This is a genomic window from Myxococcus hansupus (genome assembly GCF_000280925.3).
In the GTDB taxonomy this organism is placed as follows: domain Bacteria; phylum Myxococcota; class Myxococcia; order Myxococcales; family Myxococcaceae; genus Myxococcus; species Myxococcus hansupus.
Map to the genome: position 1 here is coordinate 7210216 of NZ_CP012109.1, position 23205 is coordinate 7233420.

At 69.7% G+C, this 23205-nt stretch carries 20 protein-coding genes; 3 read left to right on the forward strand and 17 right to left on the reverse strand.

The features are described from left to right. Window positions 1-72: 72 nt before the first annotated feature. Window positions 73-1188, reverse strand: a complete 1116-nt coding sequence (locus tag A176_RS28130) for an isoaspartyl peptidase/L-asparaginase family protein (protein WP_002635219.1) — start codon at window positions 1186-1188, stop codon at window positions 73-75. A 192-nt stretch (window positions 1189-1380) separates the two neighbouring features. On the opposite strand from A176_RS28130, the gene A176_RS28135 reads away from it, so the two are divergent. Then, entirely contained in the window at window positions 1381-2055 is a 675-nt protein-coding gene (locus A176_RS28135) for a type 1 glutamine amidotransferase domain-containing protein (protein WP_002635218.1), read from the forward strand. A gap of 48 nt (window positions 2056-2103) precedes the next feature. Here the strand turns inward: A176_RS28135 and sufT are convergent, their stop codons facing one another. Genes sufT through A176_RS28170 form a run of 7 tightly spaced genes read right to left on the reverse strand, consistent with a single transcriptional unit; the run spans window position 2104 to window position 8409 of the window. Next, window positions 2104-2646 carry a putative Fe-S cluster assembly protein SufT gene (gene sufT / locus A176_RS28140; protein WP_002635217.1) on the reverse strand — a complete coding sequence of 181 codons (543 nt, stop codon included), beginning with the start codon at window positions 2644-2646 and terminating at the stop codon, window positions 2104-2106. Window positions 2647-2660: 14 nt separating this feature from the next. Next, the gene (sufU, locus tag A176_RS28145; RefSeq protein WP_002635216.1) at window positions 2661-3116 is read right to left on the reverse strand and encodes a Fe-S cluster assembly sulfur transfer protein SufU; all 456 of its coding nucleotides are present in this window, start codon (window positions 3114-3116) and stop codon (window positions 2661-2663) included. Further along, complete coding sequence (locus A176_RS28150) at window positions 3113-4336, reverse strand: cysteine desulfurase (protein ID WP_002635215.1); 1224 nt, start codon at window positions 4334-4336, stop codon at window positions 3113-3115. The genes sufU and A176_RS28150 overlap by 4 nt, the downstream gene beginning before the upstream one ends. After that, window positions 4333-5673: a Fe-S cluster assembly protein SufD gene (sufD, locus tag A176_RS28155; protein ID WP_002635214.1), complete on the reverse strand. Its 1341-nt coding sequence runs from the start codon at window positions 5671-5673 to the stop codon at window positions 4333-4335. The genes A176_RS28150 and sufD overlap by 4 nt, the downstream gene beginning before the upstream one ends. Then, window positions 5670-6455, reverse strand: a complete 786-nt coding sequence (gene sufC / locus A176_RS28160) for a Fe-S cluster assembly ATPase SufC (protein WP_002635213.1) — start codon at window positions 6453-6455, stop codon at window positions 5670-5672. Before sufC ends, sufD begins: the two co-directional genes overlap by 4 nt. Window positions 6456-6457: 2 nt before the next feature. Next, window positions 6458-7894, reverse strand: coding sequence for a Fe-S cluster assembly protein SufB (gene sufB, locus A176_RS28165; RefSeq protein WP_002635212.1), 1437 nt, complete (start codon window positions 7892-7894; stop codon window positions 6458-6460). Continuing rightward, window positions 7891-8409 carry an SUF system Fe-S cluster assembly regulator gene (locus A176_RS28170; RefSeq protein WP_002635211.1) on the reverse strand — a complete coding sequence of 173 codons (519 nt, stop codon included), beginning with the start codon at window positions 8407-8409 and terminating at the stop codon, window positions 7891-7893. Before A176_RS28170 ends, sufB begins: the two co-directional genes overlap by 4 nt. A 188-nt stretch (window positions 8410-8597) precedes the next feature. On the opposite strand from A176_RS28170, the gene A176_RS28175 reads away from it, so the two are divergent. Beyond that, a complete protein-coding gene (locus A176_RS28175; protein WP_002635210.1) occupies window positions 8598-9788 on the forward strand; it encodes an ABC transporter substrate-binding protein in 1191 nt (396 codons plus the stop codon). 18 nt (window positions 9789-9806) lie between these two features. Here the strand turns inward: A176_RS28175 and A176_RS28180 are convergent, their stop codons facing one another. The 9 genes from A176_RS28180 to A176_RS28220 form a co-directional block, all read right to left on the reverse strand. Next, on the reverse strand, window positions 9807-9986 hold the full coding sequence (locus A176_RS28180) for a hypothetical protein (RefSeq protein WP_002635209.1): 180 nt from the start codon (window positions 9984-9986) through the stop codon (window positions 9807-9809). Beyond that, entirely contained in the window at window positions 9983-10843 is an 861-nt protein-coding gene (locus A176_RS28185) for a hypothetical protein (protein WP_002635208.1), read from the reverse strand. The genes A176_RS28180 and A176_RS28185 overlap by 4 nt, the downstream gene beginning before the upstream one ends. Further along, window positions 10843-11922: a hypothetical protein gene (locus tag A176_RS28190; protein ID WP_002635207.1), complete on the reverse strand. Its 1080-nt coding sequence runs from the start codon at window positions 11920-11922 to the stop codon at window positions 10843-10845. Before A176_RS28190 ends, A176_RS28185 begins: the two co-directional genes overlap by 1 nt. Before the next feature lie 47 nt (window positions 11923-11969). Further along, complete coding sequence (locus A176_RS28195; RefSeq protein ID WP_002635206.1) at window positions 11970-13541, reverse strand: TadE/TadG family type IV pilus assembly protein; 1572 nt, start codon at window positions 13539-13541, stop codon at window positions 11970-11972. Beyond that, a complete protein-coding gene (locus A176_RS28200) occupies window positions 13517-14293 on the reverse strand; it encodes a TadE/TadG family type IV pilus assembly protein (RefSeq protein WP_002635205.1) in 777 nt (258 codons plus the stop codon). Before A176_RS28200 ends, A176_RS28195 begins: the two co-directional genes overlap by 25 nt. 176 nt (window positions 14294-14469) lie before the next feature. Continuing rightward, window positions 14470-16014, reverse strand: a complete 1545-nt coding sequence (locus A176_RS28205) for a DUF4388 domain-containing protein (protein ID WP_002635204.1) — start codon at window positions 16012-16014, stop codon at window positions 14470-14472. Between the two features lie 14 nt (window positions 16015-16028). Continuing rightward, complete coding sequence (locus A176_RS28210; RefSeq protein ID WP_002635203.1) at window positions 16029-16865, reverse strand: tetratricopeptide repeat protein; 837 nt, start codon at window positions 16863-16865, stop codon at window positions 16029-16031. A gap of 33 nt (window positions 16866-16898) precedes the next feature. Continuing rightward, window positions 16899-18104, reverse strand: a complete 1206-nt coding sequence (gene hemW, locus A176_RS28215) for a radical SAM family heme chaperone HemW (protein ID WP_002635202.1) — start codon at window positions 18102-18104, stop codon at window positions 16899-16901. Window positions 18105-18116: 12 nt separating this feature from the next. Further along, window positions 18117-20399: a coiled-coil domain-containing protein gene (locus A176_RS28220; protein ID WP_002635201.1), complete on the reverse strand. Its 2283-nt coding sequence runs from the start codon at window positions 20397-20399 to the stop codon at window positions 18117-18119. Window positions 20400-20599: 200 nt separating this feature from the next. Between A176_RS28220 and A176_RS28225 the strand changes: the two genes are divergently transcribed. Next, window positions 20600-23203, forward strand: a complete 2604-nt coding sequence (locus A176_RS28225) for a M16 family metallopeptidase (RefSeq protein ID WP_002635200.1) — start codon at window positions 20600-20602, stop codon at window positions 23201-23203. The last annotated feature ends 2 nt before the right edge of the window (window positions 23204-23205 follow it).

Genomic DNA, 23205 nt, shown 5'->3' on the forward strand with positions numbered 1-23205 from the left:
CAGAACGGGACGCATGTCCTTGATGACACCGCGCGGCGGATGGATTGAAAACCCTCCGGGCGTTTTTCCGCGCTACTTCGCGTCCGCGCCCGCTTCCGCGTCCTGGAAGATGGCCACGACGGGCTTGCCGTCCTCGCCCACGTGGCCGCGGTACATGCCGCTGGAGTTGAAGGGCATGGCGATGTTCCCCTCGCGGTCCATGGCGATGACGCCGCCTTCTCCGCCCGCCTGCACCAGGACGTCGTTGACGACGACGCGGGCCGCCTCCTGGAGCGGCAGCGACTGGTATTCCACGCGGGCGCAGATGTCGCGCGCCACGGTGTAGCGGATGAAGAACTCACCGTGCCCGGTGGCGGACACCGCGCAGGTCGGGTCGGCGTAGGTGCCCGCGCCGATGATGGGCGAGTCCCCCACCCGGCCGAAGCGCTTGTTCGTCATGCCACCGGTGGACGTGGCCGCGGCGAGCCCGCCGTTCTGGTCCAACGCCACCGCGCCCACGGTGCCGAACTTGTGGTCCCCCGTCACCGGGTCATACCCGGGCTGGACGGACGAGGACGGCGGCTGGGCGCGCTCCTTCTCCAGCGCGCGCTGGAGCCCCTGCCAGCGGTCCTCCGTGTAGAAGTACTTCGGGTCCACCAGCGCCACGCCCTGCGTCTTCGCGAAGGCCTCCGCCCCCTCGCCCACCATCATCACGTGCGGCGACTTCTCCATCACGAGCCGCGCCAGCTCGATGGGATTGCGCACGTGCCGCAGGCCCGCCACCGCGCCGGCCTTGCGCGTCGTGCCGTCCATGATGGCGGCGTCCAGTTCGTTCACCCCGTCATGGGTGAACACCGCGCCCTTGCCCGCGTTGAAGTACGGCGAGTCCTCCAGCACGCGGACCGCCGCGGACACCGCGTCCAGCGCCGAGCCGCCCCGCGCCAGCACCGCGTGCCCTGCTTCGAGCGACTGCGTCAGCGCGGCGCGGACCTCGGCTTCGCGCTCGGGCGACAGGTTCTCCCGGGAGATGACGCCCGCGCCGCCGTGGATGACGAGCCCCCACTTCGGCTTGCGCACGGGCGTACCGTCCGAGGTGGCCTGCTCGCCGTCCGTGCGAGCGGCGCCGGTATGGCTACAGCCTTGAGGAGCAAGGAGCATCACGGCACCCAGGACGAGAACACGGCGAAGGGACGTAGACGACACGAGCATGCGAGGGACCTCCAGAGCGCTCCGTCGGTAGCACGCCCTCCAGGGCGGCACAACGCGCCGTCCTGGGGGAGTGTCCGCGAGGAGGAGGTGAGCCAGGGCTCTCCCGCCTGCCTCCCCTGGCATGCGCGGGCGCCGCGCGAATGCACAGTGTCGAGACTTCGGAGCGTGCAGACACACACCGAGGTGAGCGCGATGAGGAAACTGAAGGGACTGCGGGTGGCGGTGCTCGTGGCGGATGGCTTCGAGCAAATCGAGCTGACGGCGCCGGTGAAGAAGCTGGAGCGACAAGGCGCCGACGTGACGATTGTGTCGCCCTACCGGGGGCGCATCCGCGGGATGAACCACCTGATGCCGGGCAAGAAGGTGTCCGTGGACGCGACGCTCCGCGAGGTGAAGGCCGCGGACTTCGACGCGGTGCTCATCCCGGGCGGGCTGGTGAACCCGGACCTGCTCCGGCAGAGCGCGCTCGCCCTGGACTTCGTGCGGGACGCCGACGCGCTGGACCTGCCCATCGCCGTCATCTGTCACGGCCCCTGGGTGCTGATTTCGGCGGGCCTCGTGGAAGGCCGTTCGCTGGCGTCCTGGCCCGGCATCCGCGACGACGTGCGCAACGCGGGCGGACGGTGGGTGGACCAAGCGGCGCTTCGCGATGGCAACTGGGTGTCCAGCCCCGGCCCGCGTCAGATGTTCGCGTTCATCAAGGGCATGGTGGAGCTCTTCGAGGAGAAGATGCCCGAGGTGGTGGCGCGCGCTCCGCTGGTGCCGCAGCGGCAGCGGGTGCCTCGCGCCCTCTGGCCCAAGCTGCTCGCGGGGACGCTGGCCACCGCGGCGCTCGGGCTGGGCGCGCGGCGGCTGGCCCTGCGCTGAGGGCGCCGGCCCTTGGCGAGGCCGGACGCCGAGGGCCGTCTTCTCCCGCTACATCCAACCCAGTTGGAGCCGCGCCACTTCGGACATGCGCTCCTGGCCCCAGGGCGGGTCCCACACGAGCTCGACGCGCGTCTCCTTCACGCCCGGCACCGAGCCCACCTTGGTGCGCACGTCCTCCACGAGCACCGGCCCCATGCCGCAGCCCGGCGCGGTGAGCGTCATCTGGATGTCCACCCGCTGACCGCCCTCCGGATGCGGCTCCGCCGTACACGCGTACACGAGCCCCAGCTCCACGATGTTCACCGGAATCTCCGGGTCATACACCGTGCGGAGCTGCTCCCAGACCTGCTCCTCGTTGAACTCGCTGGGGTCGCCAGCGGCCTTCTCCTTGGGCGCGTACTCCTCGCCCAGCGCGCCGCCGTCCTTCTCGTCGACGCGGAAGAGCTGACCGTAGGGGTCCTGCACCGTGATGTTTCCGCCGAGCGTCTGCGTCACGCGCAGCTCCGAGCCCGCGGGCAGCATCACCCGGTCTCCGCTGGGGATGATTGTCGCGGACACCTCCCGCTCCAGCACCACCATCATTCCTCGCATGTGCCCCTCCACCCCTACTCCGTGGACACGGCTTCGCCGCGTCCCTCCAAAGCCGCGCGCAGCGTGTGCCACGCCAGGCTGGCGCACTTCACCCGCGCGGGGAATTCACTCACGCCGGACAGCACCGCCAGCTTGCCCAGCGCGTCCACGTCCACCGCCTCCGGACCTTGCGTCACCAGCGTGTGGACGCGCTCGAAGATGGCCTCGGCCTCCGCGCGCGTCCGGTCCTTCACCGCGCCCGTCATCAGCGACGCGGACGCCTTGGAAATCGCGCAGCCCTGCCCCTGGAAGCCCACGTCCTTGATGACGCCGTCCTCCACCTTCAGCGTCACCACCAACTGGTCGCCGCACAGCGGGTTGTGGCCCGCGGCCTCCGCGGTGGCGCCCTCCACCACGCGGTAGTTGCGGGGCCGCTTGGAGTGCTCCAGCACGACCTCCTGGTAGAGGTCCTTCAAGTCATCCGAGCTCACTGGAACACCTCCAGGACCTTGTGCAGGCCCCGAACGAGCGCGTCCACGTCCTCGCGCGTGTTGTAGAGCGCCAGCGAGGCCCGCGACGTGGCGGGCACCTTGAAGTGCTGCATCACCGGCTGGGCGCAGTGGTGGCCCGTGCGGATGCAGATGCCCTCGCGGTCCAGGATGGTCCCCACGTCGTGCGGATGGATGTCCGCGAGCATGAAGGACAGCACGCCCGACTTCTCGCGCGCGGTGCCCACCATGCGCAGGCCCGGCACCGACTCCAGCGCCTGCGTGGCGTAGGCCAAGAGCTCCCGGTCGTGCGCGGCGACGTTCTCCATCCCCAGCGACTCCAGGTAGCGGATGGCCGCCGCCAGCCCCACCGCGCCCTCCAGGTTGGGCGTGCCCGCCTCGAAGCGGTACGGCACCCGGTTGTAGGTCACCTTCTCCATCGTCACGGAGAGGATCATGTCGCCGCCGCCCTGGTAGGGAGGCATGGCCTCCAGGCGGTCCATGCGGCCGTACAGCACGCCGATGCCCGTGGGGCCGAACATCTTGTGCCCGCTGAAGGCGTAGAAGTCGCAACCCAGGTCCTGCACGTCCACGGGGAAGTGCGTCACCGCTTGCGCGCCGTCCACCAGCACGGGGATGCCCTTCGCGTGCGCGCGGCGTGTGAGTTCCTTCACCGGCACCACCGTGCCCAGGGCGTTGGACACCTGCGTCACCGCGAGGATGCGCGTGCGCTCCGTGAGCAGCGCGTCCACCGCGTCCAGGACCAGCTCGCCCCGGTCATCCACCGGGATGACCTTGAGCACGGCGCCGGTCTGCTCGCACAGCATCCGCCACGGCACGATGTTGGCGTGGTGCTCCATCTGCGTGATGAGCACCTCGTCCCCGGCGCCAATGTGCTTGCGCCCGTACGTCTGCGCCACCAGGTTGATGGCCTCGGTGGTGCCACGCACGAAGACGATTTCCTTCACATCCCGCGCGTTGATGAAGCGGCGCACCGTCTCGCGGGCGCCCTCGTACGCCTCGGTGGCGCGCTCGGAGAGCACGTGGACACCGCGATGCACGTTGGCGTTGTCGTGCTGGTAGAAGCGCACGAGCGCGTCGATGACGGCCTGCGGCTTCTGCGCCGTGGCGGCGCTGTCCAGGTACACCAGCGGCCGGCCCCGGACCTCTTGGTGCAGGATGGGGAAGTCCGCGCGGACCTGCTTCACGTCGAAGCCGCTCATGCCGTCACCTCCCGCTGTGCCGCGCCCGGCAGCTTGAGGGCCAGGAGCGCTTCGATGTTCGTGCGCACGGGACCCGCGGGCACCGCCTCCACCACCTCCCGCGCGAAGGCGTAGGTGAGCAGCCGCTCCGCCTCCGCCCGGGGCACGCCGCGCGAGCGCAGGTAGAACAGCGCCTGCGCGTCCAGCCGCCCCACCGCCGCGCCGTGCGCGCACTTCACGTCGTCCGCGAAGATTTCCAACTGCGGCCGCGCATCCGCCTGCGCCGTCTCCGACAGCAGGAGGTTGCGGTTCTGCTGCCGCGAATCCGTGCGCTGCGCGTCCTGCCGCACGCGGATGAGCCCGTGGAAGGTGCCTCGCGACTGGCCATCCAGCACGCCCTTGTACAGCTCACGGCTGGTGCAGCGGGGCACCGCGTGGTCCAGCGCCGTGCGGTTGTCCAGGTGCTGCGCGCCCTGCCCCACGTAGAGGCCGTTCAGCGTCGCGTCACCGCCCTCGCCCGCGAAGGCCGCGTGGACCTCGTTGCGCGCCATGGCGCCGCCGAAGGCGAAGGCATGCGACGCGAAGCGGCTGTCACGCCCCTGCCGCGCGTGGAGCGCGCCGACGTGCAGCGCCGCGTCCGCCTCCGCCTGGAGCTTGTAGTGGTGGAGGCTCGCGTTGTCGCCCAGCGTCACCTCGGTCACCGCGTTGGTGAACGTCGCCCCGGAACCCGCCGGGCCCGCGCTGGCGTACGTCTCCACCAGCGTGGCCTCGCTGCTCTCCCCCGCGTCCACGAGGATGCGAGGACTGGACAGCACCGGGCCTTCGCCCCGCGTGAGGAACAGCAACTGCACCGGCGCTTCACTCAGCGCGCCCGGCGCCAGCCGCAACAGCGCGCCTTCCTCCAGCAGCGCCGCGTTGAGCGCGGTGAAGGCGTGCTCCTTCGCCAACGCGCGCTGCCCCACCAGGGACTCCAGCAGCGCGCCGTCCTCGCGCACCGCGTCCCGCAGCGGCTTCAACGTCAGCCCGCGCGGCAGCCCCGCCACGGAGGACAGCTCCGGCGCGAGCCGACCGTCCACGAACACCAACCGAGGCCCCGGCAAGGCCAGCCGCTCCACCACCGACGCCAGGTGGGCCGCGTCCCGTGCGTCGCGCACCACGGGCTGGAACGCGCCTTCCGCGATGGGCGCCAGCCGCGAGTACTTCCAGGCCTCGTCACGCGGCGTGGGCAGGCCCTGGCGCTCGAAGTGCGCCAGCGCGTCCGCGCGCAGGTGCTTCAACCACTGCGGCGCGGACGCCTGCTCGGGCGACGCCTGAAAGCGCGTGGCCACGTCCAGGTAGTGCGCCAGACCGGCGGTCATCGGCGTGCCCCCGCCGCGGAAGCAGCCTTGCCACCCTCCAGGCCCAGCCAGCCGTAGCCCTTCTCCTCCAGCTCCAGCGCCAGCTCGCGCCCGCCGGAGCGGACGATGCGGCCCGCCGCCATGACGTGCACCTTGTCCGGGACGATGTAGTCGAGCAGCCGCTGGTAGTGCGTAATCAGCACCATGCCGCGCTCGGGCGAGCGCAGCGCGTTCACCCCGCCCGCCACCGTGCGCAGCGCGTCGATGTCCAGGCCGGAGTCCGTCTCGTCGAGGATGGCCAGCCGCGGCTCCAGCACCGCCATCTGGAACACCTCGTTGCGCTTCTTCTCGCCGCCGGAGAAGCCCTCGTTCACCGAGCGGTTCATGAAGGCCGCGTCGAGCTGCACCAGCTTCGACTTCTCCTTGGCCAACTGGAGGAAGTCCATGGCGTCCAGCTCCTCCAGCCCCTTCGCGCGGCGCTGCGCGTTGAGCGCGGTGCGCAGGAAGTGGATGTTGCCCACGCCCGGAATCTCCACCGGGTACTGGAACGCGAGGAACACGCCGGCCGCGGCGCGGTCCTCGGGCGACAGCTCCAACAGCGGCTTGCCGTCGAAGAGCACCTCGCCCTGCGTCACCTCGTAGCCGTCACGGCCCGCCAGCACGCTGGCCAACGTGCTCTTGCCGGAGCCGTTGGGGCCCATGATGGCGTGGACCTCACCGGGGGCGACCTCCAGGTCGATACCCTTGAGGATGTCCTTGCCCGCCACGCGGGCGTGCAGGTTGCGAACAGTCAATAGCGCCATGCCTACCCCACGCTCCCTTCCAGACTCACTCCGAGCAGCTTCTGCGCTTCCACCGCGAACTCCATGGGGAGCTCCTTGAACACCTGGCGGCAGAAGCCGTTGACGATCATCGACACCGCGTCCTCCTGCGAGATGCCCCGCTGCCGGCAGTAGAAGAGCTGGTCCTCGCCAATCTTCGACGTGGACGCCTCGTGCTCCACCTGCGCCGACGCGTTCTTCACCTCGATGTACGGCACCGTGTGGGCGCCGCACTTGTCACCGAGCAGCAGCGAATCGCACTGCGTGTAGTTGCGCGCGTTCTCCGCGCTCTTGAGCACCTTCACCAGCCCGCGGTACGTGTTCTGCCCGCGCCCGGCGGAGATGCCCTTGGACACGATGGTGCTGCGGGAGTTCTTCCCGATGTGCACCATCTTCGTGCCCGTGTCCGCCTGCTGCAGGTTGTTGGTGAGCGCCACCGAGTAGAACTCGCCCACCGAGTCATCCCCCTTGAGGATGACGCTCGGGTACTTCCAGGTAATGGCCGAGCCCGTCTCCACCTGCGTCCACGAAATCTTCGCCGCCCGGTGCGCGATGCCGCGCTTGGTGACGAAGTTGTAGATGCCGCCCCGCCCCTCCGCGTCGCCCGGGTACCAGTTCTGCACCGTGGAGTACTTGATGGTCGCGTTGTCCAACGCCACCAGCTCCACCACCGCGGCGTGGAGCTGATTCGTGTCGCGCTGGGGCGCCGTGCAGCCCTCCAGGTAGCTCACGTACGAGCCCTCTTCCGCGACGATGAGCGTGCGCTCGAACTGGCCCGTCTCCGCCGCGTTGATGCGGAAGTACGTGGACAGCTCCATGGGACAGCGCACGCCCTTGGGGATGTAGACGAACGAGCCGTCACTGAAGACCGCGGAGTTGAGCGCGGCGAAGTAGTTGTCCGAGTACGGCACCACCGTGCCCAGGTACTTCTTCACCAGCTCCGGGTGCTCGCGCACGGCCTCGGAGAACGAGCAGAAGATGACGCCCGCCTTGGCCAGCTTGTCCTTGAACGTGGTGGCCACCGACACCGAGTCGAACACGGCGTCCACCGCGACGTTCTGGAGCAGCTTCTGCTCGTGCAGCGGGATGCCGAGCTTCTCGTAGGTGCGCAGGATCTCCGGGTCCACCTCGTCCAGGCTGGCCTTCACCGGCTTCTGCTTGGGCGCCGAGTAGTAGCGGATGGCCTGATAGTCGATGGGCACGTACGTGACGGCCTGCCACGTGGGCTCCCGCATCGTCTGCCAGTGGCGGAAGGCCTTGAGGCGCCAGTCGAGGAGGAACTCCGGCTCACCCTTCTTCGCGGAGATTTGACGGATGACGTCCTCGTCCAGTCCCGGCGGGAACGTGTCCGATTCCACCTGGGTGACGAAGCCCGCCGCGTAGGGGCGGCGCGTCAGTTCCTGGAGGGTGTCGGTGCTCATGAGCGGACTCCTGTCGCGGATGCGGAAGCGGGATGGTTGGCGGCCGGGGAGGCCGCCGGGCGGGAGGGTGTCCCCAGGCCCACGAGGCGCTCGGGCACGCGGGGCGCGGGGGCGATGAGGTCCGCCAGCGTCAGCCGCCCCAGCGCGTCCTGGATGGCGTGGTTGATGAGCCGCCAGTGGCCGCGCACCTGGCACACGGACTCCAGCTCACACGGCGCGTTGCCAGAGGTGTGGACCCCGCACTCCGTGAGGGCGACCGGCCCCTCCAGCGCGGCGACCAGCTCCGCCAGCGACAGCTCGTTGGCGGGGCGGGCCAGCCCGTAGCCGCCGTTGGCGCCACGGTGCGACACCACGAGCGCTGCCTGAAGCAGGCCCTTGAGCACCTTGCTGGCCGAGGGAAGTGGCACGTGCGTGCGCGCCGCCAGCTCACGGGTGGTGCGCGTGTCACCCTCCGCGCGAGCCAACTCGGTCATCAGCACGATGCCGTAGTCGGTCATCTTGCTCATCCGGAGCATGGGTGCGGGTGTCTCCTCTCTGGGTTCCAGGCGCCGAAAATCCTCGGGCCACGGGGGACCTCTTACGTAATCAGGACCTTTTCAGTCCACATTGCAATTCGAATCCCTCCCTGAAGCGCCGCTGGTTGGAGGGCGGGGGGGAGAGGGATAGGGTGACGCGACCGTCTCCCCCCGGAGGAATCTTGCTGATGCGCCGTCCCCTGATGTTGCTCGCGACCCTGGCCCTGGCCGTGGTGGCCTGCGAGAAGAAGAACGCGCCCGCCCCCGCCGCGCCCTCGCCGGAGGGACAGGCGACCGGGGGCCCGGCCGCTCCGGTGGACTCCAACACGATTCTGCTGGGAGAGGTCGGCAGCCTCACGGGCAGTGAGGCGACCTTCGGCGTCTCGGCGCGCAACGGCATCGAGCTGGCGCTGAACGAGGCCAACGAGGCGGGCGGCGTGAAGGGCAAGAAGCTCCAGGTGCGCGTGTACGACAGCCAGGGCCGGCCCGAGGAAGGCGCCCAGGCGGTGACGCGGCTCATCACCCAGGACAAGGTGGTGGCGATTCTGGGCGAGGCGGCCTCCTCCGTCTCCATGGCGATGGCGGAGAAGGCGCAGGCGGGCAAGGTGCCCATGGTGACGCCCACGTCCACCGCGCCGGAGGTGACGAAGAAGGGCGACTACATCTTCCGCGTCTGCTTCATCGACCCCTTCCAGGGGCTGGTGATGGCGAAGTTCGCGCGGGAGAACCTGAAGCTGTCCCGCGTCGCGGTGCTGCGTGACAACAAGAGCGCCTTCTCCATGGGGCTGGCGGACGTGTTCACCGCCAAGTTCAAGGAGTTCGGCGGCGAGGTGAAGGGCGACGAGAGCTACTCCAAGGGCGACACGGACTTCCGCGCGCAGCTCACGTCCCTCAAGCGGCTGAAGCCGGAAGCCGTCTTCGTGCCCGGGTACTACACGGACGTGGGCATCATCGCGCGGCAGGCGCGGGAGATTGGCCTCAAGGTGCCGTTGCTCGGCGGTGACGGCTGGGACTCCGACAAGCTGTACGAGCTGGGCGGCTCCGCGCTGGAGGGCAGCTACTTCTCCAACCACTACTCGCCGGACAACCCGGACCCGGTGCTGCAGAAGTTCCTGGCCCGCTACAAGGCGACGTACGGCAGCGTGCCGGACAGCGTGGCCGCGCTGGCGTACGACGCGGCGCGGGTGACGATTGACGCCATGAAGCGCGCGCCGGACCTGAGCGGCCCCTCGCTGCGCGACGCCATCGCCGCGACGAAGGACTTCCCCGGCGTGGCGGGCAGAATCACCCTGGACGCCAACCGCGACGCGGTGAAGGAGGCCGTGGTGCTCAAGGTCTCCGGGGGCAAGGCGGAGTTCGTCACCACGGTGACGCCGTAGCCCGCGGGCCCCTGTCGCTCAGATGGGGGCCTGGATGACGTAGTAGATGGAGTTGAAGTAGCGGTGCAGCGCGTTCAAGAGCGCCACCAGGAAGGGCCACCCCATGGTGGAGAAGCCCAGGAGCGCCGCGCTGACGACGGCGTACTCCACCATGGACTGGCCGCGGGCGGACCGCGACGGACGCAGGGACTTCCTCATGGGGCAACGCTCCGGCGTAGCAACGTGAGATGGAGTTCCACACCGGGGCCCTGTGAGCGTTCGCGCAGCACCGCGCGGCCACTCACCGTCTCCCGGACGACCTCGAAGGCGACGCCTGTCGCCGCCATCGGCTCGGGTGTTCCCACCGTCCAACCCTTCTCGCGGAACTGCGCGAGGTAGCGCTCCGCCGCGGTGGAGGGAGAACCCTCCTGGAGCTGGCCCGTCACCACGTGGTGCGAGGTGCCCTCCAGGTTGAAGTTCACCGTGCGCGTCTCCTGGAGGTTGGCGGGGACGGGCAGCCATTCGGGCACGGCCGCGGCGCGCTCCAACAGGGGGCCCACCTGTCCCGCGGAGACAAACACCAGCGTCTCGCCGCCCTGGGCCAGCGTGGAGACCAGCCGGATTTCCTCGGTGGCGGGGCTCCAGTAACCGACGTAGCCGCCCTGCCCTTCGTACTCCTGACGCAGGACGGGGAGCCCCTTGTCGAGCAGCACCTGCGCGTAGTGCTCCAACACCTGCGCGGGCGAATCCTCCGTGGAGAACCACGCCACCGCCATGGGCGCACCGGCGCCCAGGTAGTCGGCGGCCAGCGCCTCCGGGCGGCTGCCCTTGGGATAGGGCGGGAAGTGCTCCAGGGCCCGCTTCAACACCGCCACGTCCTCGGGCGTGTGTATCCAGTCCTCGCCGGATGACGGCGACCCGTCCGCGCCCAGCCCTGGTGGACTCCATTCATTCTCGATCGAGCCGCCACGGTGGACGGCGTGCTCCCAGGAGAATCCGATGAGGGCGCCCACCACCGCCACCGAGAAGAGCAACGCCGGCAGGCGTATCGTCAGGCTCGTGGCCACACCCGCCATCAGCACGATTCCTCTCTCGCGCAGCCCAGGTACCAGTTGCCTCGGCCCTGGTAGGAGCGTTCGTTGTTGTTGCTGCCCCAGTCGCGCCACTCGTTGCTGAAGTAGCGATGCCGGCCTCGCTGCTGCTCGATTTCCTCCTCGGCGCCGCTGTCCCCTTCCTGGGGCATGATGGCGAGGCTGGGCTGACGGGGGTCATCTCCGGGCGTGTCATAGCTGCCCGGGTACATCCGCAAGGAGGTGTGCAACAGATTGGAGCTGATGGCCCGGTTGACCAGGGACACGGACGCGTTCGACATCTGCGTGAAGCCCATGTTCTCCTGGTTCTGGTAGAGCTGGACGACGCGCGTGTAGAGCCCTTCTGACGGATCTTGAAGGTTCGAGCTCGCCTCTTCCTGGCGGTACCCCGGCCGCATGCTCACCGACGCGCTGAGCGCCCATGTATCGGTGAGGAGCGCGATTCGCTCCCAAGGCAACAGGTAGACGTTGCTGTCGCCGTGCTCGTTGCCCTCCGCGCGCCCCGCCTGCGCGTTGGTGTGAACGCTGCCTTTTTGCAGCTCCTTGGCCATCTTCACCTTCGAGAACTCCGGCAGGAACTCCTCGGGCAGCAGGTAGTTCTGGACGCCCAGGCGGGCATCGCAGCGGATGAGCCCGCCTCGCTGGAAGGTGTCCATGTACGACTGGTGGAGCGACACGCCGTAGGCGCCGACGGCGTTGGCATCCAGGTAGCACTGCACCTGCTGCGCGCCCGGGTTGAGCCAGCACGCGCTCGCGACCACGTCGGTGTGGTGGTCCTCCAGGTGAGCGCCACATTCACGGTCCGGACCGGGGTCGTAGCTGTCCAGGCCCGACTCATGGTCGCAGAACATCTGCCGCGCGGTGCCCTGCGCCATCCCGAAGCCGGAGAACGCCTCCGTCGTGGAGCCGCCGCCCTCGGCGGGGACCGACTCGGGCTTCTTCGCGTAATCCAGCACGCTGTAATCCCAGACGGTGGAGAGCCCGGTCTCCTGCGCATCCAGCATGTGCCGAAGCAAGTCGAAGAGGAACAGCGAGTACATGAACACAGGGACGATGACGAGCATGCAGATCGCCATCTCCACCGCCGCGGCGCCCCGAACCCGCGCGCGCCTCACAGCGACACCCCCGGGACCCTCGCCAGACGGGCGCCATCCGAATTGCCCGCCGCATCGAGCACCTCCGCCGCTTCCTCGCTGGAGATGGGGTGCAACTTCGCGCGCCAGTAGGGACTGAAGAGCGTGGGGGCCTCCCGCCAGCCATTCGGACCGAAGCGGTGGTAGTAGACGAGCGCCTTCGACACCACCGTGCCCTCCTGCGCCGCGAGGGACAGAGACGCCTCGCCCTGCTCACCGTGGCCGATGCGGATTTGCGCGGAGGCGTTGAGTTCCCAAGGTGCGCGTGAGGGGTCGCCCATCCGGAGTGGCCGGGTGAGGGAGCTGTACACGCGAGGCTGCCCCCAGTCCCGGGCGGATGACGGGTTGGCGCGGAACTTCATGAAGCAGTTACCGGTCCGGGCACAGCTCGCGAACGAGTTGGCGTTGACGCCCTGGAAGGTGTGCGAACCGGAGTGCGCGCCATTGGGGTCGTGCCCTCCTCCGTTGCAATCACTCCAGACCCTGGAGGTGTAGTCATTCGTCCCGACGCCATGACGCCACTGATGAAAGATGGTGCCTTCTTCCTGCGCCGCGCTGGCGCGCCCTGGGTTCTGGTCCCGCTGCCCTGGTGAGTCGATGGACCCCTCGTCATCGACGGTCTTCGCCGTCCCCTGATGAGAGGTCACGAGGTACGTGCCCCGATTGGGGATGTCGCGCAGCTCTCGAAAGAACTGGCTGTGCAGGTAGTTGGGCCGCTGGACGCTGATACCAAAGCCCTTCTTGTGCTTCCGGCTCGCGGGCCAGCCTGAACGCGTGGCATTGGCGATTTCCGTCATGACCTTGGCGCGGGCCTCCGTGGAGGAACTCGCGACGCTGCCCCTGCACTCCATCCCATCCACGGCGCAGTCGAACTCGTTCGCGTTGAGCCCTCCGACCGCGTCCGACAGGTTGCTCGCGTCCGGCGCGCTGAACCGCGTCAGTTGGTCCAGCCCAGAGTTCCGGCCATCCTGCACAGCCTGGCGCGTCCGCGTATGGAGCGTGCGCTGGGAGGCATGGAGGTTGTCCACCATGACGTCCAGTCCTCGCACGGCGGAGTTGAAGTTGCTTTCAAGGCCTCGGACCTTCTGGTCGTAGTCGCGCCCCGCCCTGCTGAACTTGCCGGCGATCTGCCGCGCCTCCAGCGCATGGATGCAATGGATGAAGCAGGTCTTGCAGGAGGCGCACAATGCAGCCTCTATCGTCGCGATGTCGTTGAAGTTCTTTTGCGAGGCCCGCATCATCTGCCCCGTCACGCTCGCCGCCGCCATGTACGCATGGACGCTATTCATTGCCACATAGGAAGCGGCGATGGCGCGGTTGCTGACCGCATAGTAATTGAGCGCCCGCGCCTCCAGGACGGCCATGGAGTAGGCCAGCGCGTCACTGTGCTGCTGCAAGCCCATCTTCTGGCGCAGCGCATGGCCGAGGTTGAAGCTCAGCGTCACCATCAGCGCGAGCACCAGGAACGACAGCGAGCCCAGGATGATGGCCTGTCCACGCTGCGCGCGTCTCCGTGACTTGAGGGTTAGTAGGCGAATGGGAAGACGCATTCGTTGCTCCCTGGGAGGGCTGCGCGGTTGAGGAAGAAATTCGACTGCATCCGCATGGTGTAGGTGGCGCGAATGGGGGCGACGTAGATGCGCCGGCCTGCGGCCTCTTCCAACCGGGCCTCCGACCGGTCCTTGTCCTCGTCACGGACCTCCTGCGGGGGCGTCTTGCCCCGCATGCGCATCAGTTGCGGAACATCGCGATTGCGCGCGGCCTGGTAGATGACCCAATCCGCGAAGGGGATGATCATCCGGTAGTTGAAGGTCACCTGGACGCGCAGCTTCGTGCGCTGGCTGTCCTGCCAACTGCTGGGCGCGGTGTTCCGGGGGTCATCGAAGTCCAGCTCCGGGCCGCTACCACCGACGTCGCCGCGCGTGGGGCCACAGACGGTGACCTCCACATGCTTGAGCGAGGTGTTGGGAATCCGGTTGCCCTGCAGGTCCTGCCACTTCCGCTGGAACTCCGAGGCGCTGCCCACCGGGGGGATGTGGGCCAGGGTCGCCGAGCCACTGCTCGGCACGCTCAGCAGGGGGAGAAGCACCGCGAGCGCGGCCTTCTCCATCTCATCCATCTTCGCGCTGTTCAGCGCCCCGGCCCGCACGGCCTTGTAGGCCGCGTACTTGGTCAGCAGCCGCGCCTGGTGCATCAGTCCGAGCTGGAGGATGCCCAGGATCAGAAAGACAAACAGGGGCAGGACAATGGCAGCCTCGACGGCCGCCTGGCCTGACTGACTCCTCGCACGAAGGCTGCTCATGCGACCAAAGACTACCCAGCAGTCCCCGTAAAAGGGAAAACCCCATCCACGCCCGGACTGCAATTACAAGCATCCACTGTCATTCACCAGACAGACGCCACCCCGCAGGCACGTGAAGGGCGCCAAACCCAACATCAGACACGCGCACAAAGGCAGGCAGACAGACGGGCGGCTGTCTACCTTCGCCGGACGATTTCCTGGATGAGTTCGACGTAGCGGCGGTTCTTCGGGTTCAGCTTGAAGGCCTTGCGGAAGGCGTCCTCCGCCTGAGGCCACTGCCCCTCTCCCTGGGCCACTTCCCCCAGGAAGGCCCAGCCCTCTTCCAGCGCGGGCTCCTGCCGCAGCACTTCCTGGAGCTCCTGCTGCGCCAGTCGCCCGTGGGACTCCGGCTTCATCAGGTAGCGCGCATAGGCGCGGTAGGCCTGGTAGAGCGGCTTCGGGTCGATGTCGCAGGCGTATTCGAAGTACTCGAAGGCCCCCGCGAAGTGGCGCGCGGCCAGCCGGCGCTTCGCTTCGTCGAACTGCGTGGTCGCGTCCAGCAGGTCGGTGCGGATGCGGAACTGCTCGGCCGTGGTGGGCCGCGTCCCCCGGTCCTTCTCCCGCAGCGCCGCGCGCCGCTTGCGCCACAGCAGGTTCTGCTCCGCGTCCGACAACGCGCCAAAGGCCTTCGCATACGCCGCCAGCAGGACCTCCGCCTTCTCGCGCAGCTCCGGCGAATGGAAGCGCAGGGGGGAGAGCCGGTCCGCGCAGCCCAGGAAGGCCTTGCGCAGCGGCACGGGCTGCACGTCTTCGGGCACCTCCAGCAGCGCGAAGGGGTCCTTGCTCCGGTGCGACATGAAGGCGCTCACCAACGCATTGCGCGTGGCCTCGTCCTCGTCGGAGAACGGCGTGCCCTGGGGCTGCGCCTGGACCACCGGCGGCGCGACGGGCTCGGGGGCGTGTGCGACGGCGGGCACCGCGGCCTTCGCCGCGCTGAGCGACGCCGCCTTCGCGTCCACGTCCTCCTCGAAGCCCGCGACCTCCAGCAGGCACAGCGCATACAAGCGCCGGAGCACCACCTCCGTGTCGAAGCCGGTGCGCTCCAGCAGCTCACCGAAGGTGGGCCGCTGCCGCAGCGCCTGGAACAAGCGCGCGTCCTTCGACGACAGCTTCAGCCCCGCCTCCACGCCCGGCATCTGCCCGAAGCGCCGCTCATCCGTGAAGGTGAAGTGCGTGGCCACCGCGTCGAAAGGCATCACGCTGGCCACGCCGGTGAGGATGAGCTGGCCCGTGTTGGTCCGCACGCTGGCGTCCGGGGGCTCCACGTCGGCGATGAGCCGGTACTTCGCGTCCACCCAGCGGAAGCAGTCGAGCAGCTTGTGCGCCAGGTTCGCCTGCAATTGCTTGTACAAGTCAAAGGGGCTGATGAGGCCCTTCTGCACCAACAGGCCACTGAGCGGCACCTCGGCGGAGATGCTCTCCGCCAGCGCCTTCTGGTAGTCCGTCTCCGACAGCTTCCCCTTCTCCACCAGGTACTTGCCCAGCGTCTCGTGGAGGAGGTTGGACTGACACGCCACGGGCGCACCGTCCTCGAAGACGATGCGCTTCTCGCGCTGGCGGACCTTCAACTCCAACGTGCAGGTGCGCTCCTCCCGCATCAACGCATGCAGCAGCAGGGGGAACGGCGTATCGGCCAGCATTCCCTCTCGCTGGCGGAGGACCTGCGACGACGTGGAGAACATGGAGCGAAGACTAGCTACTCGCCCAGGTACTCCTCCATCCCCGTTGCATTGTGCGGCGCACCCTGCACGTCATGACGGTGGCGGTAGCGACCGCCGTAGCTTGGCTCCGGGGTCATTCCGAACCGGGGCAACACGGACGCCAGCGTGCCCAACACCAGGGCCACGGCCGCGGCGTACATCAACGGACGGCTCGGACGGGCACGCCAGGCCCACTTGCGCTCGCGGCGGCGATGGAAGCGGGGAGACGCCACGTACTCCTGCCAGGCGAGGTCCCGCATCTGCTTCGCTTCGGCGCTCTTGCCCGACAGGGACAGGGCCTTCGCCAGCAGATACCGACCTTCCACCGTGCCGTGCCGCGCCTGGCAGTAGCGCTCCAGCGCCTCCACCGCGCCCGCCACGTCGCCGCGCTTCAGCCGGAAGCGGCCCCGCTCCAAATGGATGGCGCCCAGCTTGTGCCCCGAGTCCAGCTTCTCCGCTTCATCCAGGAGCAGCTCGCCGCGCTGCGCGTCGCCCGCGCCCAGGTATGCCACGCCGAGCAGGTACAACGTGTCCACGTCGTCGTCGCCCGCCTCCAGGTTGGGGTGGAGGATGTCCACCGCCTCGGCGTAGCGGCGCTGCTCCACGCGGATGTCCGCCAGTTCGTGGCGTGCCCGCCGCTCATGCGGGTTGGTGAGGATGGTCCCCGCCAGCTCACCGGCGCGCTGGAAGCGCTTGAGGAGCCGCACCGGGCTGGGCAGCACCTGCCACGTGAAGCGGTCCGCCACCATGACGAGGATGAGAATCAGGCCCAGCGACAGGAACGGGCTGCCCGTCAGCAGCGTGAGGAACACCCACAGAATCCACTTGCTCATACGCCTCTCGAATCCACTCTGGCGGGGGACGTCCTACAGGAGCCGCGCGCACACCGCGCTGTGGACGTCCGCCCCCTTCTCCGTCAATGCCAGACGCCCGTCCCGCAGCGTCGCGAAGCCGTGCTCCACCAGCCGCGCGACCTCCGCCCTCCGAGGCGCCACCGGTTGGCCATACCGCTCACACACCGCTTCCCAATCCACGCCGGACACCAGCCGCAGGCCCATGGCCAGCCGCTCCGCGAAGAGTTCCTCCGGGCCCAACGCCTCGCGCCCGTCCTCCGGCAAGCGGCCCGCCTCCACTTCCACGAGGTAGCGCTCCGCGCTGCGCAGATTCACGTACCGGTGCGGCTCGGGTGACAGCAGCATCCCCGTGGCCCCCACGCCGAGCGCCAGGTACTCTCCGCCCGTCCAGTACAGCGCGTTGTGGCGCGAGCTGAAGCCCGGCCGCGCGTGGTTGGAGACCTCGTAGCGGTGCAGGCCCGCCGCGCCGTAGACCTCGCGCACCACCCGCGCCATGTCGACCACGGTGTCGTCGGGGGGCAGCTCCAGCTCGCCGCGCTTGAGGCGCTTCGACAGCGGCGTGTCCTCCGCCAGCACGTCGCGCTCCACCGTCAGCGCGTAGGTGGACAGGTGCTCCGGCGCCAGCGCCACGGCCCGGCGCGCGTCCGCCTCCACCTGCGCCACCGTCTGCCCGTGCACGCCGTAGATGAAGTCCATGGCCACCGCCGGGAAGTCCGCGGTCCGCGCCGCGCGCACCGCCTCTTCCACCATGGCCGCGTCGTGCGCTCGCCCCAGGGCCTTCAACGTCTCCGGCTGGAAGGACTGCACGCCCAGGGACAGCCGGTTCACGCCCGCGGAGCGGTAGCCCGCGAAGCGCTCCGCGTCCGCGCGCTCGGGGTTGCCCTCCAGCGAGACCTCCACGCCCGGCGTCACGCGAAGCCGCGCGGCGATGCCATCCAGCACCTGGGCCACGTAGCGCGGGTGCCACAGGGACGGCGTGCCCCCACCAAGGAAGATGGAATCGAGCGGCTTCCGGGCCAGCGCCGGGTCAGCGACCAGCCGGGCATCCAGCTCCGCCAGCACCGCGCGGGCGTAGCGCTCCTCCGGCACCTGCCGCGCCACCGCCACCGCGAAGTCGCAGTACGGGCACTTCGCGAGGCAATACGGGAAGTGCAGATACAGCCCGAAGCGGGCCGCCGGCATTCCCGTGAGGATGTCCACTGGCGCGTCGAAAGACATGAAGGGAAACCTCTACCTCTTGCCCTTCAATTGCGCCTCCAGGCGGGCAATCTTCGCCTTGTAACCCGCCGCGTTCTCGAGCGCTGCCTCGGCCGCCACCAGCTTCCGCTTGAGGTTCGCCGCGTCCTCCTTGAGCTGGTCGCGCTCCGCTTCCCAGTCGGCGGGCGCCTGTGCGGCGGCCGGGGCCTGCTGGGCGGATGGGGATACGGGCGCCTGCTTCGCGTCCTGCTCGGCCTTCAGCGCGGCTTCCGCCTTCGCCAGCTTCTCGCGCTCGGCCTTCAGCGCCGCCTCCGACTTCGCGAGATTCTCCTCGCCCGCCTTCAGCGAGGCTTCCGCCTTCGCCAGCCTCGCCTCCACCGCCGCGCGCGCCGCGTCGGACTTGCCCGCCGCCGCGGCCTGGGCCTTCGCGGCCTCCAGCGCGCCTTCCATCATCTTCAGCCGGCCTTGGAGCCGCTCCGCCTTGTCGGCCTCGGCCCGCGCGGCATCGAGTTCCTCGGTGAGCGCGACCACCTGGGCCTCCGCCCCGCCCTGCCCCACCGTCAGCGACTCAATCTGCGCCTCGGCCTGGGCCGCCTTCACTTCCGCGTCGGTGCGCTCGGCCTCCGCGGCCTCACGCCGTGCCCGCTCCAGCGAGAGCGCGTCCTGGGCCTTGGCCACCTCCGCCTGCAGCCGCGCCAGCTCCGCCTCGCGCTGTCCGGACGCCGCCTCCAACATGGAGACACGCGCGGACAGCCCCACGCGCTCGGCGTCCTTGGTGGCCGCCTTCAGCTCCACCGCGGCGAGCTGCTCCTTGAAGGTCTCATGACCGGCGTGGGCGGCCTCCACCGCCGCCGTCAGCTCGGTCACCTTCGTCTCGGCCTGCTGCACCGCCTCGCCCAGCGCCGCCGCGTCCGCTTCCATGCGGTCCCGCAGCGACACCTGCTCCACCTCGGCGGCCTCCAGCGACTCCTTCAGCGCGGCGGCCTCGCCCTCCGCGAGCTGCGCCCGCTCACTGGCCTGCGCCAGTCCCTCTTCCAGCGCCTGCGAGCGCTCCGCCGCCTTCGCGGCCTCCGCCTCCAGCTTCGCCTTGAGCTGCGCCAGCTCCGCGGTGCGCGACTCCAGCGCCTGCCGCAGCACGGGCAGCTCGGCGGCCTCCGTGGTGCGCGCGGTGAGCGCCGCGCGCAGGCCCACGATTTCGGCGTCCTTCAGCGCCAGCGCGCGCTCCAGCTCCGCCACCTGCTCCTGCAGGGTGTGCAGGCCGTCTTCCACCACCAGCAGTTGCTTGCGGGCCTCGTCGCGCTCGGCCTCCAGCGTCCCCGCGCGGCCCTGCGCCTCCTCCAGCGAGCTCTTCGACCAGTCGCTCTCGCTCTCCAGCGCGCTCAGCCCGGACTGGGCCTCCTTCAGCGCGGCCTCGAGCTGCCCGGTGCGCAAGCCCAGCGAGTCCTTCTCCGCCGTGGCCGCCTCCAGCTCCGAGGTCAGCCGCTCCACGTCCTCGATGGCCTGCTGGTACTGCTCCTGGACGGCCTCCAACGCGCCCTGCGCCTCGGACTTCTCCGCGGCCAGCTCGCCCACGCGGTCCTGCGCCAGCGACAGCGCCTCCTTGGCGCCAATCAGCTCCTCGGCCACCGCGCCGCGGGCCTCGCGCTCCTCCTGGAGCTCCGCGGCGAAGCGCGGGACGTCGGATTCGACCTCGGCCAGCGCGCGCGACAGGTCCTTGCGGTCCGCCTCGACCGCGGTCAGCTCCTCCTGGAGGGCCGCCAGCCGCGCCTTGGACTCCGCGGACTCACGGGCCAGTGTCTCCTCGAAGGCGGACACGCGGGCCTTGGACTCGGCCAGGTCCTTGCGGGCCAGCGTCAGCGACTGCTTCACGCCGTTGAGCTCGCCGTCGCGCTCCGCGTACAGCGTCCGGGCCCGGGCCAGCGTCTCCGTCTTCTGGCGGACCACGGCCCGGAAGTACTCCAGCTTGTCCTCGGGGGAGCCCCCCATGGGCATGCGGATTTCGGGCGGCTCGCCGAATGGATCATTCCCCGGCGTGCGGGCGGTGCGGGCCACCGGGACGGGCGTGGCGGCGGACGCGGGCGCCTTCGGGGTCGCGGGCACACCAGGGGCCTTGGGCACGGCGGCCAGGGGGGCGGCCGGACGGCGCGGCAACGGAGGCGGTGCGGCGGGCGGTGGGGCCGAGGGCGGTGGCTTCGGCAAGGGCCTGGATGCCACGGGAGCGGGAGCGGTGGGGGCCGCGGTGACTCCGGTGTCTTCCAGGTCCAGGCTGTCGCGCAGGTCCGCGAGCGGATCCACCTCTTCCGGAGGTGACGGCATGGGCGAGCGCAGGTTACCCCCCGGACGCTCGCACCACCAGAGACGCGTGGGCAGGAGTGCGTCCGAAGTCCATCCATCCGGTCAGACGGCAGCCGTACAGTCTCCTCGACGCCGAGGCTCCCGGGCGTTAGCCAGTGAGGGAAAACATCACACCTCGCCTTGCCCTCTGGGTGGGCGAGTGACAGCTTCGGACGTTCTCTATGGCCATCCGCTACGCGCTATCCAACGGGCTCACCGTTGTCTTCGAGGAGCAGCACGCCGCCAAGGTCGCGGCCTTCCAGGTCTGGGTCAAGGCTGGGAGCGCCGATGAGCGGCCGGACCAGGCGGGACTGGCCCACCTGCACGAGCACATGCTCTTCAAGGGCACCGAGCGCCGGGGCCCCGGGGAGGTCGCCCGCGACGTGGAATCCCATGGCGGTGAAATCAACGCCTGGACCTCCTACGATCAGACGGTCTACCACATCGTCATCGCCAGCCAGTTCGCGCGCATGGGCCTGGACATCCTGGGCGATGCGGTGCGCCGCTCCGCGTTCGACGCGGGGGAGCTGTCCCGCGAAATCGAGGTGGTCTGCGAGGAAATCAAGCGCAGCCAGGACACGCCCTCCCGCCGCGCCTCGCGGGACTTGTTCTCCACCGCGTACCAGACGCACCCCTACCGGCTGCCCGTCATCGGCACCGACGCCAGCGTGCGCAGCTTCACGCGCGAGAAGGTCCTGGAGTTCTACCACCGCCACTACACCCCCAAGAACCTGGTGCTGTCGGTGGCCGGCGACCTGCGCGAGCCCGAGCTGCGCGAGTGGGTGGAGGACATCTTCGGCGGCGACTGGGGTCGCCCATATGACGGCCGGGTGGCGCGCGCCCAGGAGCCCGAGGCCACGGGACGGCGCGTGCTGCTGCGTCCGGATGAGGTGAAGGAGGCCTACCTGCACCTGGCCTTCGGGATTCCGCAGGCGGACCACGCGGACGTGCCCGCGCTGGACGTGCTGGCGATGATCGCCGGCCAGGGTGATGCGTCCCGGCTGGTGCGCGACGTGAAGCGCCGCCTGAACCTGGTCAACGACATCCACACCTTCGCCTATACGCCCACCGACCCGGGCATCTTCTCCGCGTCCGCGACGCTCCAGCCCGCCAACGCGCTCCGGGCGCTCGAGGAGACGGCGCGCGGACTGGCCACGCTGCGTGCCATGCCGGTGACGGCGGAGGAGCTGGCCACGGCCAAGGCGCTGGTGGAGGCGGAGGCCGTGTACCAGCGCGAGACGGTGCAGGGCATGGCCCGGAAGATGGGCTTCTACCAGTCCGGCATGGGCAGTCTGGAGGCGGAGGCCCGCTACTACGAGGCCGTGCGCAACCTCACGCCCGAGCACCTGCGCGCCGCCGCCGAGCGCTACCTGCGCTTCGACCGCGCCGTCGTCACCGGCCTGTTGCCGGAGGGCACGCCGCTGACGGAGGCCCAGGTGCACGAGGTGCTGGACAGCGTGAGCCGCGAGCCCGCCGCCGCGCCCTCCGAGCGCAAGCCGCGCAAGGTGGCCGTGAGCGATTCGCCGGTGCGCATCCTGAAGGGCTCGGGCACGGGGCCCAGCGACATCATCACGGAGAAGCTGCCTTCGGGCGCGACGATTGTCGTGCGCGTGGAGCCCGCGGTGCCGCTGTTCGCCGTGCGCGCCGCGTTCCAGGGCGGCCTGCGCTACGAGACGACCGAGAACAACGGCATCACCACCCTGCTCACCCGCTGCCTCACGCGTGGGACGCCGACGCACGACGCGGAGGAGATTTCCGACCTCATCGACGTGTACGCGGGCAGCCTGGGTGGACAGGGTGGCCGCAACTCGGTGGGCCTGCGCGGCGAGTTCCTCTCGCGCCACTTCGAGCCGGCGTTCCGGCTGGTCGCCGACTGCTTGCTGAACCCGTCCTTCCCCGAGGCCGAGGTCACCCGCGAGCGCACGCTGCTGCTCCAGGACATCCTCACGCGCGAGGACAAGCCGTCCAGCGTCGCCTTCGACCTGTTCGGGAAGACGCTGTACCGCACGCACCCGTACCGCATGCCCACCTCCGGTGAGCACGCCTCGGTGGAGAAGCTGACGCCAGAGGACCTGCGCGCGTGGCACGCGGCGTACATGGACCCGTCCCAGCTCACGCTCAGCGTGGTGGGCGATGTGAAGGTGGACGAGGTGATGGCGCTGGCCCACGAGTACTTCGGCAAGCCGCGCGGCAAGGCGGCCCCGCCGCCCGTCGTGCCGATGGAGCCGCAGATGGACGGGCCCCGGCAGGAGAAGAAGGTGCTGGCCAAGGCGCAGGCGCACCTGGTGCTCGGCTTCCCGGGCGCGCGGGTGAGCGACCCGTGGCGGCACGCGCTGGAGGTGCTCTCCACGGTGCTGTCCGGCCAGGGCGGCCGGCTCTTCGTGGAGCTGCGGGACAAGCGCTCCATGGCGTACAGCGTCAGCGCGTTCGCCTCCGAGGGCGTGGATCCGGGCTTCTTCGCCGTCTACATGGGCACCAGCCCGGAGAAGGTGGACGCGGCGCTGGAGGGCATCCGCGAGGAGCTGCGGCGCGTGCGCGACGAGCCCATCCCCGCCGAGGAACTGGCCCGCGCCAAGCAGCACCTCATTGGCACGCACGAGATTGGCTTGCAGCGCAACGGCGCCCGCGCGGCGCTGCTGGGGCTGGATGCCTGCTACGGGCTGGGCCAGGACAACTTCCTGCACTACGCCGAGCACGTCGCCGCGGTGACGGCGGAGGACGTGCGCGAGGTGGCGCGCAAGGTCATCGACTTCGACCGGAGCGCGCTGACCATCGTCGGGCCGTAGCC

Coding starts and splice junctions, on each gene's coding strand:
- A176_RS28130 (WP_002635219.1), bottom strand. CDS start 1,188: ATGCTCGTGTCGTCTACGTCCCTTCGCCGTGTTCTCGTCCTGGGTGCC.
- A176_RS28135 (WP_002635218.1), top strand. CDS start 1,381: ATGAGGAAACTGAAGGGACTGCGGGTGGCGGTGCTCGTGGCGGATGGC.
- sufT (WP_002635217.1), bottom strand. CDS start 2,646: ATGCGAGGAATGATGGTGGTGCTGGAGCGGGAGGTGTCCGCGACAATC.
- A176_RS28150 (WP_002635215.1), bottom strand. CDS start 4,336: ATGAGCGGCTTCGACGTGAAGCAGGTCCGCGCGGACTTCCCCATCCTG.
- sufD (WP_002635214.1), bottom strand. CDS start 5,673: ATGACCGCCGGTCTGGCGCACTACCTGGACGTGGCCACGCGCTTTCAG.
- sufC (WP_002635213.1), bottom strand. CDS start 6,455: ATGGCGCTATTGACTGTTCGCAACCTGCACGCCCGCGTGGCGGGCAAG.
- sufB (WP_002635212.1), bottom strand. CDS start 7,894: ATGAGCACCGACACCCTCCAGGAACTGACGCGCCGCCCCTACGCGGCG.
- A176_RS28170 (WP_002635211.1), bottom strand. CDS start 8,409: ATGCTCCGGATGAGCAAGATGACCGACTACGGCATCGTGCTGATGACC.
- A176_RS28175 (WP_002635210.1), top strand. CDS start 8,598: ATGCGCCGTCCCCTGATGTTGCTCGCGACCCTGGCCCTGGCCGTGGTG.
- A176_RS28180 (WP_002635209.1), bottom strand. CDS start 9,986: ATGAGGAAGTCCCTGCGTCCGTCGCGGTCCGCCCGCGGCCAGTCCATG.
- A176_RS28185 (WP_002635208.1), bottom strand. CDS start 10,843: ATGGCGGGTGTGGCCACGAGCCTGACGATACGCCTGCCGGCGTTGCTC.
- A176_RS28190 (WP_002635207.1), bottom strand. CDS start 11,922: ATGCTCGTCATCGTCCCTGTGTTCATGTACTCGCTGTTCCTCTTCGAC.
- A176_RS28195 (WP_002635206.1), bottom strand. CDS start 13,541: ATGCGTCTTCCCATTCGCCTACTAACCCTCAAGTCACGGAGACGCGCG.
- A176_RS28200 (WP_002635205.1), bottom strand. CDS start 14,293: ATGAGCAGCCTTCGTGCGAGGAGTCAGTCAGGCCAGGCGGCCGTCGAG.
- A176_RS28205 (WP_002635204.1), bottom strand. CDS start 16,014: ATGTTCTCCACGTCGTCGCAGGTCCTCCGCCAGCGAGAGGGAATGCTG.
- A176_RS28210 (WP_002635203.1), bottom strand. CDS start 16,865: ATGAGCAAGTGGATTCTGTGGGTGTTCCTCACGCTGCTGACGGGCAGC.
- hemW (WP_002635202.1), bottom strand. CDS start 18,104: ATGTCTTTCGACGCGCCAGTGGACATCCTCACGGGAATGCCGGCGGCC.
- A176_RS28220 (WP_002635201.1), bottom strand. CDS start 20,399: ATGCCGTCACCTCCGGAAGAGGTGGATCCGCTCGCGGACCTGCGCGAC.
- A176_RS28225 (WP_002635200.1), top strand. CDS start 20,600: ATGGCCATCCGCTACGCGCTATCCAACGGGCTCACCGTTGTCTTCGAG.